The 16441-nt window shown below is 71.1% G+C and carries 11 protein-coding genes and 1 pseudogene; 4 read left to right on the plus strand and 8 right to left on the minus strand.

Going from position 1 to position 16441, the window contains the following annotated elements; all coding sequences use genetic code 11:
• Positions 1-128: 128 nt before the first annotated feature.
• The 6 genes from B7R87_RS33650 to B7R87_RS17940 all read right to left on the minus strand — a co-directional run bounded on the left by B7R87_RS33650 (position 129) and on the right by B7R87_RS17940 (position 8642).
• Positions 129-317, minus strand: a complete 189-nt coding sequence (locus B7R87_RS33650) for a hypothetical protein (RefSeq protein ID WP_078902217.1) — start codon at positions 315-317, stop codon at positions 129-131.
• Positions 318-449: 132 nt separating this feature from the next.
• Positions 450-1385, minus strand: a complete 936-nt coding sequence (locus tag B7R87_RS17920) for an alpha/beta fold hydrolase (protein ID WP_040915253.1) — start codon at positions 1383-1385, stop codon at positions 450-452.
• Between the two features lie 178 nt (positions 1386-1563).
• Positions 1564-2031: a phage holin family protein gene (locus tag B7R87_RS17925; protein ID WP_006347662.1), complete on the minus strand. Its 468-nt coding sequence runs from the start codon at positions 2029-2031 to the stop codon at positions 1564-1566.
• 100 nt (positions 2032-2131) lie between these two features.
• The gene (gene nhaA, locus B7R87_RS17930; protein WP_006347661.1) at positions 2132-3538 is read right to left on the minus strand and encodes a Na+/H+ antiporter NhaA; all 1407 of its coding nucleotides are present in this window, start codon (positions 3536-3538) and stop codon (positions 2132-2134) included.
• Between the two features lie 298 nt (positions 3539-3836).
• On the minus strand, positions 3837-5792 hold the full coding sequence (gene acs / locus B7R87_RS17935) for an acetate--CoA ligase (RefSeq protein WP_006347660.1): 1956 nt from the start codon (positions 5790-5792) through the stop codon (positions 3837-3839).
• Between the two features lie 342 nt (positions 5793-6134).
• Positions 6135-8642 carry a SulP family inorganic anion transporter gene (locus B7R87_RS17940; protein ID WP_006347659.1) on the minus strand — a complete coding sequence of 836 codons (2508 nt, stop codon included), beginning with the start codon at positions 8640-8642 and terminating at the stop codon, positions 6135-6137.
• A gap of 276 nt (positions 8643-8918) precedes the next feature.
• Here B7R87_RS17940 and B7R87_RS17945 point away from each other — a divergent pair, with 276 nt between their 5' ends.
• Positions 8919-10295: a polysaccharide deacetylase family protein gene (locus tag B7R87_RS17945; protein WP_233168864.1), complete on the plus strand. Its 1377-nt coding sequence runs from the start codon at positions 8919-8921 to the stop codon at positions 10293-10295.
• Here the strand turns inward: B7R87_RS17945 and B7R87_RS17950 are convergent.
• On the minus strand, positions 10273-11268 hold the full coding sequence (locus tag B7R87_RS17950) for an ATP-binding protein (protein ID WP_006347657.1): 996 nt from the start codon (positions 11266-11268) through the stop codon (positions 10273-10275). The genes B7R87_RS17945 and B7R87_RS17950 overlap by 23 nt on opposite strands.
• A gap of 101 nt (positions 11269-11369) precedes the next feature.
• Here B7R87_RS17950 and B7R87_RS17955 point away from each other — a divergent pair, with 101 nt between their 5' ends.
• On the plus strand, positions 11370-12209 hold the full coding sequence (locus B7R87_RS17955) for a Fic family protein (protein WP_040915241.1): 840 nt from the start codon (positions 11370-11372) through the stop codon (positions 12207-12209).
• A gap of 638 nt (positions 12210-12847) precedes the next feature.
• On the opposite strand, the pseudogene B7R87_RS17960 reads toward B7R87_RS17955, so the two are convergent.
• A pseudogene (locus B7R87_RS17960) lies at positions 12848-13693 on the minus strand (HAD family hydrolase); the annotation flags it as partial.
• Positions 13694-14159: 466 nt separating this feature from the next.
• On the opposite strand from B7R87_RS17960, the gene ssd reads away from it, so the two are divergent.
• Both ssd and B7R87_RS17970 read left to right on the plus strand, forming a co-directional pair.
• Positions 14160-15281: a septum site-determining protein Ssd gene (ssd, locus tag B7R87_RS17965; RefSeq protein ID WP_130584959.1), complete on the plus strand. Its 1122-nt coding sequence runs from the start codon at positions 14160-14162 to the stop codon at positions 15279-15281.
• A complete protein-coding gene (locus tag B7R87_RS17970; protein WP_006347653.1) occupies positions 15278-16423 on the plus strand; it encodes a TadA family conjugal transfer-associated ATPase in 1146 nt (381 codons plus the stop codon). Before ssd ends, B7R87_RS17970 begins: the two co-directional genes overlap by 4 nt.
• Positions 16424-16441: the final 18 nt, after the last annotated feature.

A 16441-nucleotide genomic window follows, 5' to 3' on the forward strand; every position in this document is an offset into this window, starting at 1 on the left:
GATCCGCGGGTCCCGCGGCACATCGGCCCCCGCGCCGCGGCCGACCGCCGGGCCGCCCGTCACGGACCGGTCGTCAGGAGCGGGTTGCCCCGGGTTTCCGCCGAAGGAGGCGAGCGCGGCGGCCGGTGTCAGCCGCGGGTGTGCCGGAGCCGGGCCGACACCCAGCGCGCCCGCCGCCGCAGGATCCGGGGAATCCCGATCCCCTGCCCCGGGTGGTCATGGCTCCGGCCCCGGGGGCCATCGCCGTCATGAGAGCCCGGCCCACTGGCCGGGCGGCGGTCACGTGCCACGTCGCCATAGTCGTACGTCCAGCCCATACCGGGACGTCTGCCCGGGCCCCAAGGTCGGTAACCGTACGGAGGGCCGCCAATTGGCCTATGCGCCGGGCACATGGCCGTTCCCGTACTTTTCGTGCGGAAGAGACGCGCCCACGCCCGGCGGGCGGAGACCTAGCGGTCGGGCTCCGGGTCCTTCAGCCAGTTGATCAGCTCTGCGGAGAACGCCACCGGGTCCTCCTCGTGCGGAAAGTGGCCGAGACCGTCGAACAGCCGCCAGCGGTACGGCGCCTCCACGTACTGACCGGAACCCGCCGCGCTGCGCGTCCGCATCGCCGGGTCGAGCGACCCGTGCAGATGGAGCGTCGGCACCCGCAGCGGGCGCTTCATCCGGCGGTTGAACTGGATGCCGTCGGGCCGGGCCATCGACCGCACCATCCAGCGGTACGGCTCGATGGAGCAGTGCGCCGTGGACGGGATGGACATCGCGCGCCGGTACGTCTCCAGAACGGTCTCGTCCGGCGGCTTCGGCCCCCACCAGTCGCTGATCAGCTCGCCCACCAGCGCCGCATCGTCCGCGACCAGCCTGCGCTCCGGGATCCAGGGGCGCTGGAAACCCCAGATGTACGAACCGGCCCGGGTCTGTGCGAAGTCGGAGAGCATCGCCGAACGCCACCGCCGGGGGTGCGGCATCGAGGACACCGCCAGCCGGCGCACCAGCTTCGGCCGCATCACCGCGGCCGTCCACGCCAGATAACCGCCCAGATCGTGTCCGACGAGGGCGGCGTCGGGCTCGCCGAGCGACCGCACCACACCGGTGATGTCGAGTGCGAGGTTCGCGGGGTCGTAGCCCCTCGGCGTACGGTCGCTGCCGCCGACCCCCCGCAGGTCCATCGCCACCGCACGGAAACCGGCGTCGGCGAGCGCGGGCAGTTGATGCCGCCACGCCCACCAGAACTGCGGAAAACCGTGCAGCAGCAGCACCAGGGGACCGTCGCCCATCTCGGCGATGTGGAAGCGCGCGCCGTTGGCCGCCACATCGCGGTGGGTCCAGGGGCCGTCGATGCGTACGGGGCTTCCGGAGCCGGGGCCGGAGTCAGGGGCCGTCATGTCCACGAGCGTGCCACACCGGCCGGGGTGGTGCGGCCCACGGTCATCACTCGTACGGGTGTACGGGGCAGAGGAACCGTTTCCGTACCGGCCCCGCCGGAAGCCCGGCGTCAGGCCGCACCGGGACACGGAACCCTCGGGTCCGGAACCCCTTTGGTGCCCGGGCCGCCGGATCGGCTCAGCGCTGCGAGAGTTCGCGCTCCACGGCCGCCGGAAGCTGCCGGCGCCGGTCGGCCTCCGGACGGGGGTGCGGCTTGACGTTCTGGAGGACGGCCGCCGTCTGCTTGGCCGACGCGATCGTCTTCTCCGGCGGCTTGACCTTCTTGAACTTTGCGATCGCCAGCACCGACAGCAGCGCCGCGAGGACGACGTACGCCCCGCCGACGATCAGGAACGACCAGGCCAGCCCGAGTCCCAGATTGTGGATGCCGTACGCCGCGGCGAAGCTGAACACGGGCAGCGAGAACAGCAGGAAGACACCGGCGATCACAAAGGCGATGGCGCCGGTGGCGCCGCGCTTCACATCCTGGCGGAGTTCCGCCTTCGCCAGTGCGATCTCATCGTGCACCAGCGCCGACATCTCCGCCGTCGCCGATGCGACCAACTGGCCGATGCTGCGCTCGGCACCGCTGCCGGGGTCGCTCATGGCTGCTCCCTCTCGTGCTTCCGTATGTTCCCGGATGTACCGGACCGAACCGGGCCGGATGGTCCGGGGTCCGCCATCAGATCATGCCGGACCCCGGCCGTCAGTGCGCGACGCCCCCGTCGGTGCTCCGGTCGGCGCCCTGCCCGGCGGTGGCCGCCAGCTGCCGGTGCTCGGCGGCCTTCCGCTCGTAGATCTCCGCCATCCGCAGGTGGTACGCGGGGTTGTCCTGCTCGTAGACGTCGGGGATGCCGTCCTGGTCCTCGTCCCGCTCCTCCTCCTCGTACAGCGCCTGGTACCTGCGGACCCGCAGCTTCAGCAGGACGGCCGCGAGGACGGCGGCGATCAGCGAGCCGACCAGTACCGCGGTCTTGACCGAGCCGGTGAGCGCCGGGTCGCCGGCGAAGGCGAGCTCGCCGATGAGGAGGGAGACGGTGAAGCCGATACCGGCGAGCGTGGCGACGGCGAAGACATCGGGCCAGGCCAGTTCGTCGTTCAGCTCCGCGCGGGTGAACCGGGCCGCCAGCCAGGTGCCGCCGAAGACGCCGAGGGCCTTGCCGAGGACCAGCCCGAGGACCACTCCCAGGGCCTCCGGTTCGGTGAAGACCCGGCCCAGGGCCCCGCCGGAGACGACGACCCCGGCGGAGAAGAGGGCGAAGAGGGGAACGGCGAGACCGGCGGAAAGGGGGCGTACGAGGTGTTCGATGTGCTCCCCGGGAGACTGCTTCTCGCCCTCGCGGCGGGTGCAGCGGAGCATCAGGCCCATGGCGACACCGGCGATGGTGGCATGGACGCCGCTGTTGTACATCAGGCCCCAGATCACCAGCGCCAGGGGGACGTAGACGTACCAGCCGCGGACCCCCTTGACCAGCAGCAGCCGGAAGACGACGAGGCCGATCACCGCACCGGCCAGCGCGGCGAAGTTCAGTTCACTGGTGAAGAAGATCGCGATGATCATGATCGCGAAGAGGTCGTCGACGACGGCGAGCGTCAGCAGGAAGGCGCGCAGGGCCGAGGGCAGCGAGGTGCCGATGACCGCGAGGACCGCGAGGGCGAAGGCGATGTCCGTGGCGGTGGGGACGGCCCAGCCCTTGGCGGAGCCGCCGCCGAGCGTGACGGTGGCGAAGTAGACCAGCGCGGGGACGGCCATACCGCAGATCGCGGCGATCACGGGAAGCGCGGCGGCCCTGCGGTCGCGCAGCTCACCGGCGACGAGTTCCCGTTTGAGTTCGATACCGGCGACGAAGAAGAAGATCGCGAGGAGTCCGTCGGCGGCCCAGTGCTGGATCGACAGGTCGAGACCGAGGGATGCGGGGCCGAGATGGAAGGAACGTATCGCCTCGTAGCTGTCCCGCAGGGGGGTGTTGGCCCAGATGAGTGCGATCACGGCGGCGAGCAGCAGCAGAACGCCGCCGACCGTCTCGGTGCGCAGAGCGTCCGCCACGAAGGTGCGCTCGGGCAGCGAGAGCCGTCCGAGGAACTTACGGGGGGTGGATACGGGCGCGGGCATGGCGGGAAACCTCCGGCGGTCGGTCGGGCAGGGCGAAGCACATGCCGACCAGACTTCCCGGCGCACCTAGGTTTTCTTGTTGCGTCTTTGACGCGGTCCTTACTTTACCTAAGTGGGCAAGGGGGCATCCGGCGTCCTCTCACTCTAGGACTTCGCGGACTTTTCGCATGTCGGAGGGGGTCGGGGCGCGCAGGAGGGGGAGAGAGCGGTACGGGCGGTGGCCCGCGCCTCACCGAGAGGCGCGGGCCACCGCCCGTACACATGCCGTGCGGGAGCGGTCCGGGACCGCCCCTTCCGGTCAGTCCTCCGAGGCCGCGCCGGGCAGCTTCGACTGGATGAGGTCCATGACCGAGGAGTCGGTCAGGGTGGTGACATCTCCGAGCTGGCGGTTCTCGGCGACATCGCGGAGCAGCCGGCGCATGATCTTGCCGGAGCGGGTCTTCGGCAGCTCGCCCACCGGAAGCACCCGCTTGGGCTTGGCGATCGGGCCGAGGGTCGCCCCGACGTGGTTGCGCAGCTCGGAGACGAGGTTCTCGTCCTCGGAGGCCGAACCCCGCAGGATCACGAAGGCGACGATGGCCTGGCCGGTCGTCTCGTCGGCCGCACCCACGACCGCCGCCTCGGCGACCTTCGGGTGCGAGACGAGCGCGGACTCGACCTCGGTGGTGGAGATGTTGTGACCGGAGACGAGCATCACGTCGTCGACCCGGCCCAGCAGCCAGATATCGCCGTCGTCGTCCTTCTTGGCGCCGTCACCCGCGAAGTACTTGCCCTCGAACCGGGACCAGTAGGTGTCGATGAAGCGCTGGTCGTCGCCCCAGATGGTGCGGAGCATCGACGGCCACGGCTCGGTGAGCACCAGATAGCCGCCACCGCCGTCCGGGACCTCGTTCGCCTCGTCGTCGACGACGGTCGCGGAGATACCGGGCAGCGCGCGCTGCGCGGAACCGGGCTTGGTCTCGGTGACCCCCGGCAGCGGGGAGATCATCATCGCGCCGGTCTCGGTCTGCCACCAGGTGTCCACGATGGGGGCCCGGCCGCCGCCGATGTGCTCGCGGTACCAGATCCACGCCTCGGGGTTGATCGGCTCGCCGACCGAGCCGAGGACCCGCAGGCTCGACAGGTCGAACTTGGCGGGGATGTCGTCGCCCCACTTCATGAACGTCCGGATCGCGGTCGGCGCGGTGTAGAGGATGGTGACGCCGTACTTCTGGACGATCTCCCAGAACCGGCCCTGGTGCGGGGTGTCGGGCGTGCCCTCGTACATGACCTGCGTCGCGCCGTTGGCCAGGGGGCCGTAGACGATGTACGAGTGGCCGGTCACCCAGCCGATATCGGCCGTACACCAGTAGACGTCGGTCTCGGGCTTGAGGTCGAAGACGGCGTGGTGGGTGTAGGCCGCCTGGGTCAGATAGCCGCCGGAGGTGTGCAGGATGCCCTTGGGCTTCCCGGTGGTGCCGGAGGTGTAGAGGATGAACAGCGGCTGCTCGGCGTCGAAGGCCTCGGGGGTGTGCTCGGCGGACTGGCGGTCCACGATGTCGTGCCACCAGACGTCGCGGCCCTCGGTGACGGCGGTGTCCTCGCCGGTCCGGCGGACCACCAGGACGTGCTCGACCTGCGGGCACTTGGTGAGCGCCTCGTCGATGGCGGGCTTGAGCGCGCTCGGCTTGCCGCGGCGGTAGCCGCCGTCGGCGGTGATCACCAGCTTGGCGTCCGCGTCCTGGATACGGGAGGCGACCGCGTCGGCCGAGAAACCGCCGAAGACCACGGAGTGGGCGGCGCCGATCCGGGCGCAGGCCAGCATCGCGACGACGGCCTCGGGGATCATCGGCAGATAGACGGCGACCCGGTCGCCCTTGCCGACTCCCAGCTCGGTCAGCGCGTTGGCGGCGCGGGAGACCTGGTCCTTCAGCTCCGCGTAGGTGACGCTGCGGCTGTCGCCGGGCTCGCCCTCGAAGTGGATCGCGACCCGGTCCCCGAGGCCCGCTTCGACATGGCGGTCGACGCAGTTGTACGCGACGTTGATCCTGCCGTCCGCGAACCACTTGGCGAAGGGCGGGTTGCTCCAGTCCAGCGTCTCGGTCGGCTCGGTGGCCCAGGTGAGCCGGCGCGCCTGCTCGGCCCAGAAGCCGAGCCTGTCGGCCTTCGCCTGCTCATAGGCGTCAGCCGTGACATTGGCGTCCGCGCTCAGCGCGGCAGGCGGCGCGAACCGCCGCTCCTCCCGCAGCAGGTTGGCCAGACTCTCGTTGCTCACGACATCTCCCTTTCCCAGGGCGTCCTCAATACCTGTGTGTCCCGGGCCATAGCTCATCAGCCGGAGGCCCGGGTGACAAGAGCCTTCGGGTAAATGGTTTAGACCTGTCGTGGGTTTTGCCCCGTGATGGTGAACCGCAGCGGCTGTCGGGGGAGAAATACCAGGTGGCGGCGGGCGTGTCGGCTGGATTCCGGACGGTCCCTCCTCCCCGGGCGGCGGGGAGGAGGGACCGTCACTCCTTTGCACGGGCCCCGGACGGCTTTGGTTCACCGCTTCTTTCCCGTGGATGTTTCCGGTCGGCCCCGGGCGCGATCCTCCCGGGCCCGGACGGGTGGGGGCCGGTCAGCCCCGGGCCCGGACGGACCGGGCGCCGGACGGCGGAACCCGGTGGAAGACCAGGTCGAAAGCGGGCCCCGGCGCCGTATCCGGTCCTCCGTCCGGCTCTCCGTCCGGCTGTCCGTCCGCAGGCTGCTTCCCCGCCGGCTGTCCTTCAGGCCGCCCGGACCGCTCCGGCTGCTCGGGCCGCTCCGGTCGGCCGGACCGCTCCGGCTGGGCCGGTTGTGAGGGGCCGCCGCCCGTGCGCCTGTCCTCCTCCGCGAGGAGATACGCCTGGGCCTCGCCGACATGGAAGTACATGCCGTGCAGCTTCAGCGTGCCGTCGGCGAGCCTTCGGGCCACCGTCTCGTACGACCGCAGATGCTCCAACTGCTGCACCACATTGGTCAGACAGAGCTGCTCCACCGCGTCCTTCGGCGGCCGCCCCGAGAGACGCGCCGTGGCGCCCCGGCCCGCGGCCATCCGCTCCAGGCTCGGCAGTCCGTGGCGGAGCCACCGCCGGAGCGGGGTCTGTTCACCGCCGGGCTCCAGCCCGATCAGGGACTGCATCGCACCGCAGCCCGAATGCCCGCAGACCGTGATGGAGCCGACGCCGAGCACCTCGACGGCGTACTCGATGGCCGCGGCGACCGAATCGTCGCCGTTCTCCTCGCCGGGCAGGGGGACCAGATTCCCGATGTTCCGTACGGTGAAGAGGTCGCCGGGGCCGCTTGCCGTGATCATGCTGGTGACCAGGCGGGAGTCGGCGCAGGTGAGGAAGAGCTGGGAGGGGCGCTGTCCCTCGCGGGCCAGCCGTGCCAGCTCGTCACGGACCAGCGGAGCCGTATCGCGCTGGAAGGAGCCGAGGCCGTCGGCCAGTTCCCGGCCGGTCCGCCGGCCGGGGGAGCTGTGGCAGTGATGATTGCGCCAGGGGGTCCAGGGGCGGCAGCAGTTCTGGGACTCCGCAGCGGGCCCGCTGATCCTGCCGCCCGCCCGGCCGGTGAACTCCACCGTCCCGCCGTGGGCCACATGCGCCACCTGCCAGTCGTGCAGCGCTTCGTACGCCGCATGGTCCATAAAGGAGCCGTCCAGCTCGACCACGCAGTCCGTACCGCGGGGCACCAGGCCCAGTGCGCGGGTCAGCCGGGGCACCGCGAGGAACGTCAACTGGCCGCGCACCCGCACCCGGCGGACGCCGTCGTACTCCTCCTGGGAGATCCGGGTCCGGGTCAGCCGGTGCAGGGAGACGGCGACCGCGGCGGCGATCCCGATGGCCACGCCCTCCAGCACGCCCGTGGCGACGACGGAGAGCAGGGTCACCACGTAGACCAGCATTTCGCGGTTCCGCCGGACGGTCCGCAGATGGGTGATGCTCACCATCTGCACGCCGACGACCATCACCAGGGCGGCGAGCGCGGCCAGCGGAATGAGGTCGAGGAGCGGAACCAGCAGCAGGGCGGCGAGCACGATCCACAGTCCGTGCAGCATGGTGGAGTGGCGGCTGACGGCACCGGCCGAGACATTGGCGACCGTTCTGACGGCGACTCCGGCCACCGGCAGTCCGCCGAGGGCACCCGAGACGATGTTCGCCGCGCCCTGGCCCGCCAGCTCGCGGTCCAGATTCGAGCGGGGGATCCGGGACTGGGCGGCGCCCTCCGCGGTCTCTGCCCGCTTGGCCAGCAGTTTGTCGACGGCGACCGCCGACAGCAGGGACTGGACGCTGGTCACCAGGGTGATGGTTACGACGGCGGCGGCGATTCCGAGCACCGGATCCTGCGGCAGCTGGGGGAGGGCATGGCTGCTCCAGGACGGCAGGTCGACGCGGGGCAGCCCGTCGAGCCGGGCGACGGCGGCGAGCGCGGTGGCCGCCGCGACCGCGGCGAGCGCGGCCGGAATCCGTCGTACGACTCGTCCGGTACGTCCGGGGAGCCGGGGCCAGGCCAGCAGTACGGCGACGGTGACGGCGCTGACCGTGACGGCGTCGGTGTGCAGCGCGGCCAACTGGCCCGGCAGGGCCAGGGCGTTGTCGAGAGCGGCCGAGCGCGGGGTGCCGCCGAGCACGATATGGAGCTGGGCCAGGGCGATCGTGGCCCCGATGCCCGCGATCATGCCGTGGACGATCGCGGGGCTGACCGCGAGGGCCGATCGCGCCACCCGCAGGGCGGCCAGACCGAGCTGGGCGAGTCCGGCGAGAACGGTGACGGCGCAGGTCGCACGCCACCCGTACTGCTGGATGAGATCGGCGGTGACGACGGTCAGCCCCGCCGCCGGGCCGCTGACCTGGAGGGGTGAGCCGCCGAACCGGCCGGCGACGATCCCGCCGACGGCCGCGGCGACCAGCCCCGCCTGGAGCGGGGCTCCGGTGGCGAGGGCGATGCCCAGGGAGAGCGGCAGCGCGATCAGAAAGACCGACACGGAGGCGGACAGATCGGCGCCGGCGATCCGGAAGCCGCCGGGGGGCGGGCTGTGGGGCAGGGGAGAGCCCTCGGGCGGCTCGGGTGGGGAGTCGGTGCGGGTGGGGACGCAGGCGGACATGGTTCCCGTCTCCTCCGGGGCAGCGCGGTCGCGGAATGTGGGGGCGCGGCCGTGGGTCACGGCGTGCAGCGGCGGGATACGTGCAGAGACTCAACTCTCAGTAAATTGATCGTAATGGAGAGTAAAGACCGAGGTTGGACAGTCCGGGCATATAGGTCAACGTTTCACTCCTTCCAGTGATTAATGCGGTTAATGCGGCCCGCCATCGGCGGCTCCCCCCTGCTGCGGTGCGACTTTGTCGAATCGGTAATACCGGTCGGAAAAACACAAAGTCATATGAAAGTGGGTGGACGGATGAAGGCCGCCGTCGCACAGAGGGCCGCCGTCGGCGCGGTGGCCACGGCGCTGCTCGCGGGGCTGGCGGGCTGCTCCCTCCCGGGTGACCGGTCCGCGCAGGAGGGCGCGCCGGGTGCCAAGAAGGCACCCCTGCCCAAGGCCGCGCCGCAGCTGATCGGGGACGGTTCGACCGCCTACACCGGGGCGCAGCCGAACCAGCTGAAGCCGCGGAAGCTGAAGGCGGGCCAGAAGCCGCCCCAGTTCGTCGTGTTCTCGTGGGACGGTGCGGGCGAGGACAGCCAGAAGCTCTTCTCCCACTTCCGTTCCGTCGCCCGGAAGTACGACATGACGATGACGTACTTCCTCAGCGGGGTCTATCTGCTGCCCGAGGAGAAAGCTTCCCTCTATCTGCCGCCGCAGCACTCCGCCGGGCGCTCGGACATCGGCTTCAACGATGTCCAGGGCATCCGTGACACCGTGCGCGAGCTGCGCGCCGCCTGGCAGGAGGGCAATGAGGTGGGTACCCACTTCAACGGCCACTTCTGCGGGCCGGAAGGCGGCGACAGCTGGTCGGTCGAGGACTGGAAGAGTGAGATCAGCCAGGCCAAGTCCTTTGTGAAGAACTGGCGGACGAACTCCGGTCTGGCGGATGAGAAGCCGCTGCCGTTCGACTACGACAAGGAGCTGATCGGCGCCCGTACCCCCTGCCTGGAGGGCCGCAAGAACTTTGTGAAGGCCGCCGGTGAGCTGGGCTTCCGCTATGACACCAGCGGTATCAACGACCAGATCTGGCCGGAGAAGGAGGGCGGGGTCTGGGACCTCGGGCTCCAGATGGTCCCGTTCCCGGGCCGCGGCTTCGAGACGCTCTCCATGGACTACAACTTCATGGTCAACCAGTCCGGGACGGTCAAGGGCGACCCCGCGCAGCACGACTACTGGGGCCGCCAGATGCGGGACGGGCTGATCCAGGCCTTCGACCGCGCGTACGACGGGAACCGGGCGCCGCTGATCATCGGCAACCACTTCGAATCGTGGAACGGCGGGACGTACATGCGTGCCGTCGAGGACACCATCGCCACGGTCTGTGTGAAGAAGGACGTCAAGTGCGTCTCCTTCAGACAGCTCGTGGACTGGCTGGACGCGCAGGATCCCAAGGTGCTCGCGAAGCTGCGGACACTGAAGGTAGGCGAGGCCCCGGCGGCGGGCTGGCCCGCCTTCCAGCGCGGGGTGCCGGCCGGTCCGGCGGGTGACCCCGCCGGGTCGGCGGCCGAGAAGCAGGACCGGGCGGTGCCGCCCGCCGGAGACGGGGCAGAGGAGGACGGTCCGGCGGCCGTCGCGGCCGCCGTCCCCGTGGTCAGGCCGGAAGCGGAGCGCTGATCCCGGCGGCGGTCTCGCCGAGAACGAAGGCGGGGTCGACCTGGGCCGCCAGGTCGGCACCCGTCTTCGCGTTGCCCCAGCTCTCGGCGTTCCGCAGATGGAAGTGGACCATCTGGCGGGTGTACCGCTCCCAGTCGCGCCGCTCGTAGGTGTCAGTGACGGCTGCCAGCAGGGTGCGCAGGGCGGCGCGGTTCGCCGGTTCCAGCAGGCCGTACGGCTTCGGGCGGCCCTTCTCCATCGTCCGCACCCAGTCCGAGTGGCCGACGGTGACCAGCAGGTCGTCGCCGACCTCCTCGCGCAGGAAGTCGAGATCGTCCTCGCCCTGGACCTTGTTGCCGACGACCTTGAGCGCGACGCCGAAGTCCCGCGCGTACTCCTTGTACTGGCGGTAGACGGAGACGCCCTTGCGGGTCGGCTCTGCGACCAGGAACGTCATGTCGAAGCGGGTGAACATGCCGGAGGCGAAGGAGTCCGATCCGGCGGTCATATCGACCACGACGTACTCGTCGCGTCCGTCGACCAGATGGTTCAGGCACAGCTCCACCGCCCCGACCTTGGAGTGGTAGCACGCCACACCGAGGTCGGACTCCGTGAAGGGGCCGGTCGCCATCAGCCTGATCACGGCGCCGTCCAGCCGGACCGGGCGGGCGCAGGCGTCGTAGACCGGATTCTCCTCGTCGACGCGCAGCAGCCGGGAGCCCTCGCCCGGGGGCGTGGTTTTGATCATGGTTTCGGCGGAGGCGATCCGGGGGTTGGTGCCGCGCAGATAGTCCTTGATGAGGGGCAGTTGGGCGCCCATGGCGGGCAGCGCGGCGGCCTCGTCCTCGTCGAGACCGAGGGCCGCGCCCAGATGCTGGTTGATATCGGCGTCCACGGCGACGACCGGGGCCCCGTCCGCGGCCAGATGCCGGATGAACAGCGAGGACAGCGTGGTCTTCCCGCTGCCGCCCTTCCCCACGAAAGCGATCTTCATGTTCACCTAGGGTAGTGCTGAGATTGCCCTGTGTTGTCAAGAGGGGTGAAGAAGACCACTCAAAAGGGGGACGTACGCCGGGGGCGCGTAGCCTCCATGCCATGAGGACGAACGCCGTGCCCGCCCCCTCCGCCGATCCGCTCGCCGCCCTGGGTGAACTGCCGGGAGTGCCCGAAGCCGTTGCCTCCGTACGGACGGCGGTCGACCGGGTCTACGGTCACCGGGTCATGCGGCGGCGCAGTACCGAGGTGACATCGGAGGCCGCGCTGCGCGGGGCCCGGGGGTCGGCGGCGCTGGCCGGTGCCGACTGGGCGCTGGAGGAGGTCCGCAGGCGTACGGACTTCGGTGCCGAGGACGAGGCGCATACGGTCGGGGCGGCGCTCAGGCTCTCCGCCGAGGCCGGTCAACTGCTCTCCGTCTGGCGCCAGTCGCCGCTGCGGGTCCTGGCCCGGCTGCATCTCGTCGCGGCCGGCGGGGCCCCGGCCGACGGCGCTGTGGGGCGGCCGCGGCTGGCCGGAGAGGCGGTCGACGAGCCACTGGTGACGGCTCCGCTGCCGGATGCCGCGGAGCTGAGCGGCCGGCTGGAGGGGCTGGCCGGGCTGATCGTGGCGGGCAGCGCCGCCCCGGCGCTGGTGAACGCCGCCGTGGTGCACGGCGAACTGCTGGCCCTGCGCCCCTTCTGCTCGTACAACGGGCTGGTGGCGCGGGCGGCGCAGCGGATCGTGCTGATCGGCAGCGGGCTGGACCCGAAGTCGATCTGCCCGGCCGAGGTCGGCCATGCGGAGCTGGGACGAGAGGCCTATACGACGGCCCTGGAGGGCTATCTGTCGGGTACGGCGGAGGGCATGGCCGCTTGGATTGCCCACTGCGGGCGGGCGGTGGAGCTGGGGGTGCGCGAGTCCACGGCGGTCTGCGAGGCGCTCCAGCGCGGCGCGGCCTGAGCCGGGGAGGCGAGGGTCCGCCCGGTCCGTATCCGGTCCGGGGTCGGGGTCCGGGTGTCCGGTCCGGCGGAAGGTCCGGAGCGGCGGGTGCCGGGCACGGGCTCCGGGGGTGGTGTTCCGTGGTGCCGGGCCGGGGTCCGGCACCGGACAGGGTTGCGGCGGTACCGGTTGCGGTACCGCCGCTGGCACGTCCGCCGAGTTACCAAGCGTCCTCGATGATGCGCCCATCAGGCCGGGGACTTTGCCCTTCACCTGGTGCGGCTGGCCCGTATTCGACGGGTCGACGTCGCGTGGGTGCCCGGTTTTCATGCTCGGTCCGTGGGGCCTTCATGCGTGTACTAGGTGATCCTCTCGGATGTCCTTGGTCTCGCGGGCCGTTGAATCCTTTGTACTCCTGCGGGCAGGGAAGCGGAACCCCTGCCCGCACTTCTTTACTTTTAGCTTCAAATACGGAGGAAACGGTCGTTGGAGCGGCCCGTGAGGCGACCGGTGGTGCGGCGGGTGGTGCCTGAGCCGCCGACCGAAGCCCCCACAGCCCCCACAGCCCCCACAGCCCCCGCGGCCCCGGCGGCTCCGGCTGTCGTACGGATGGCCTGGGTGACGACACGGGCCGGGCCGTTTCCCGAGGCGGCGCGGGCCGCTGCGGCACCGCTCCGGCGGCGCGCGGCGTACCAGACCAGTCCGGCGGTCGCTGCCGCCGCGCCCACCGCGGCCGCCGCCATCAGCGCGGGGCGCGGCGGCATCGAGAGGGCGGGCAGCCGCTGCTTCAGCCGGACCGGCCGGTTGAAGACCAGAACCGGCCAGTCCCGGGCGCCCGCTTCCCGGCGGAGTGCGCGGTCCGGATTAACCGCGTAAGGATGTCCGACGGACTCCAGCATCGGCACATCGGTGATGGAATCGCTGTATGCGTAGCAGCGGGAGAGGTCGTATCCCTCGGACTCGGCCAGTTCCCTGATGGCTTCCGCTTTTGTCGGCCCGTAGGCGTAGTACTCCACTTCGCCGGTGAAACAGCCGTCGTCGCCGACAACCATGCGGGTGGCGACCACCCGGTCGGCGCCCAGCAGTTCGCCGATGGGCTCGACGACCTCGGCACCCGAGGTGGAGACGATGACGACGTCGCGGCCCGCGGTGTGGTGCTCCTCGATGAGGGAAGCGGCTTCGTCGTAGATGATCGGGTCGATCAGGTCGTGGAGCGTCTCGGCGACGATCTCCTTCACCTGTTGAACGTTCCAGCCCTTGCAGAGGGCCGAGAGATACTTGCGCATCCCCTCCATCTGGTCGTGGTCGGCGCCGCCCGCGAGAAAAACGAACTGGGCATACGCGGTCCGCAGTACGGCCCGGCGGTTGATCAGGCCACCGTGGTAGAAGGACTTGCTGAAGGTCAGCGTCGAAGACTTCGCAATGACCGTCTTGTCCAGGTCAAAGAACGCGGCTGTGCGGGGCAAGGAGTGGTTTTCCACGACCCGAGCATAGGTGGCCTCCATTCGGCGTACGCTCGGGCGTGTGGGTTTGCCTGAGAAGGCTCTCGGGTACACCATGGAAGTCACGGATCGTTCGCGACCGTGCTAACCCGGTCCGGCTCCTCCCCCCCCGAGCCGGCCGGAGAGGCGACCCCCGCTCTCCCCCCCGGCGGGGGTCGTCGCATGTCCGGACGGGTTTTCTGTCCACTGCAAGATCCACCGGGCTCGACCTCCCCTTCGCGCGGCGCCGTGGGCCTGCCTCTCCGAACACTCTGCATCGTCACTGTGCGTGACGGAAGAGGTGCGCAGGGGGAACCACTGGTATGGGCGACCAAGTTATTCACAAGTGGTCGGTTGTCCACAGTTTTTCGGCAAGATCCACACGATTTCCCGGTGCGCCGCACCGTGATTCCACCCGCGTAGTTCGCGGGCATCAGGAATCACCGATCCCGTTTCACCGCGGGATCGCGGCAAACAAGGGGTGGAGAGTGTGGCTGGATCCCTCACATCGCGGCGGGCGACGACCGGTGAAGGGCGCGGGCGGGGCCCGCTGATCCTCACCGAGGACATGGAACTGCTCGACGATCTGCTGCGGCTGTGCGCCGCTGCGGGGGCCGAGCCCGAGGTCCGGGCGCGGGTGCCCGAGCGCCGGGAGAGCTGGGAGGACGCCCCGCTGGTCCTGGTCGGCGACGATGCCGCGGCGCACTGCCGGGGCGCCGGCCGCAGAAGCGGGGTGCTGCTCGTGGGCCGGGACCGGGACGGGGAAGGGTCCGCCGGCTTCGTCGATCCCGTCCTCTGGCGGCATGCGGTGGAGATCGGAGCGGAATCGGTGGTGCGGCTGCCCGAAGGGGAGGGCTGGCTGGTCGGCAGGATCGCCGATGTCGTCGAGGGCGCCGGGCAGCAGGCGCTGACGGTCGGGGTCCTCGGCGGCCGGGGCGGCGCCGGGGCTTCCACACTGGCCTGTGCCCTGGCGGTGTCCGCGGCCGGAGCCGGGGTCCGCACCCTGCTCGTCGACGGCGATTCCCTCGGCGGCGGTCTCGACGTCCTGCTCGGCGGTGAGCGGGCCGAGGGGCTCCGTTGGCCGGATTTCGTCGGCACCAGGGGACGGCTGGCGGGCGGTGCGCTGGAGGAGTCCCTGCCCGAGCTGCAGGGTCTGCGGGTCCTGAGCTGGGACCGGGCCGATGTGGCCGTTCCGCCGGAGGCGGTGCGATCCGTGCTGGCCGCGGCCCGCAGGCGCGGCGGGGCCGTCGTCGTGGATCTGCCGCGCCACTTCGACGACGGCACGCGCGAGGCGCTGGCACAGGTGGACATCGGTCTGCTGGTCGTCCCCGGCGAACTGCGGGCCGTCGCCGCGGCCGGCCGGGTGGCGGCCGCGGCGGGCCCGGCCCTCAAGGACCTCAGGGCCGTCCCCCGCGGCCCCTATGCCGCGGGGCTCGACGAGCAGTGGATCGCCGCCGCGCTGGGGCTGCCGCTCGCCGGTGAGCTGCCCCGGGAGCCCGGTCTGCGGCGCGGCTGGGACGAGTCCACCCCACCGGGCGGCGCGGACGGACCGCTGGCGCGTTTCTGCGCGGCCTTCTGGGACCGGGCCCTCGGCGGGGACGTGGTCGCATGAGCTCCGTCATGCTGGACGCGGTGCGGCGGCGGCTCGCGGAGAGCGGAGCCGAGCCCACCCCGGCGCGGGTCGCGGCCGCCCTGCGCGCCCAGGGGCGCCTGCTGGGAGATACGGAGATCCTCGGCGGCACGGAGTCCCTCCGCTGCGAACTGGTCGGCACCGGGCCGCTGGAGCCGCTGCTGGCCGACCCGGCCGTCACGGACGTGCTGGTGTCGGCGCCCGACCGGGTCTGGGTCGACCGTGGCCATGGTCTGGAGCGGGCGGGGATCACCTTCACCGACGCGGCCTCCGTACGCCGGCTGGCCCAGCGGCTCGCCGCCGTGGCGGGCCGCCGGCTGGACGACGCCAGGCCGTGGGTGGACGCCCGGCTCCCCGACGGAACCCGTATGCATGCCGTCATTCCACCGGTCGCCGTCGGCTCGACCTGTCTGTCGTTACGGGTGGTGCGGACCCGGGCCTTCACGCTCCCCGAGCTGACGGCCGAGGGCACGGTGCCGCCCGGCGGCGACCGGCTGCTGGCGGCGCTGGTCGCGGCCCGAGTCTCGTTCCTCATCAGCGGTGGAACGGGCAGCGGGAAGACCACTCTCCTGGCCGCACTCCTCGGCCTTGTCGGGGAGCACGAGCGGATCGTTCTGGCCGAGGACTCCGCGGAACTGCGGCCCGACCACCCCCATGTGGTCCGACTCGAATCCCGCCCCGCCAACCAGGAGGGCGCGGGCCTGGTCACCCTGCGGGATCTGGTCCGGCAGGCGCTGCGGATGCGCCCCGACCGGATCGTCGTCGGAGAGGTCCGCGGCGCGGAAGCAGCCGATCTGCTCGCCGCACTGAACACCGGTCATCAGGGCGCCGGGACCGTCCATGCGAATGCCGCGGCGGATGTGCCCGCCCGCCTCGAAGCCCTCGGCACCGCCGCCGGGCTCGACCGGGCCGCCCTCCACAGCCAGCTGGCGGCCGCGCTCGATGTGGTGATCCACCTCGTCCGGGGCCCCGCCGGACACCGCCGGATCGCCGAGATCCACGTACTGGAACGCGGTCCGGGAGGACTGGTGACCACAGTTCCCGCAGTGCGGCACCGCGGTGACTCCTTGGTGTACGAACGCGGCTGGGCCCGGCTGCGGGATCTGATCGGAGACGAGTCGTGAGCCCGGTCGAGCTGGTAC

Origin of the sequence: Streptomyces tsukubensis (assembly GCF_003932715.1) — a bacterium.
Classification (GTDB): domain Bacteria; phylum Actinomycetota; class Actinomycetes; order Streptomycetales; family Streptomycetaceae; genus Streptomyces; species Streptomyces tsukubensis.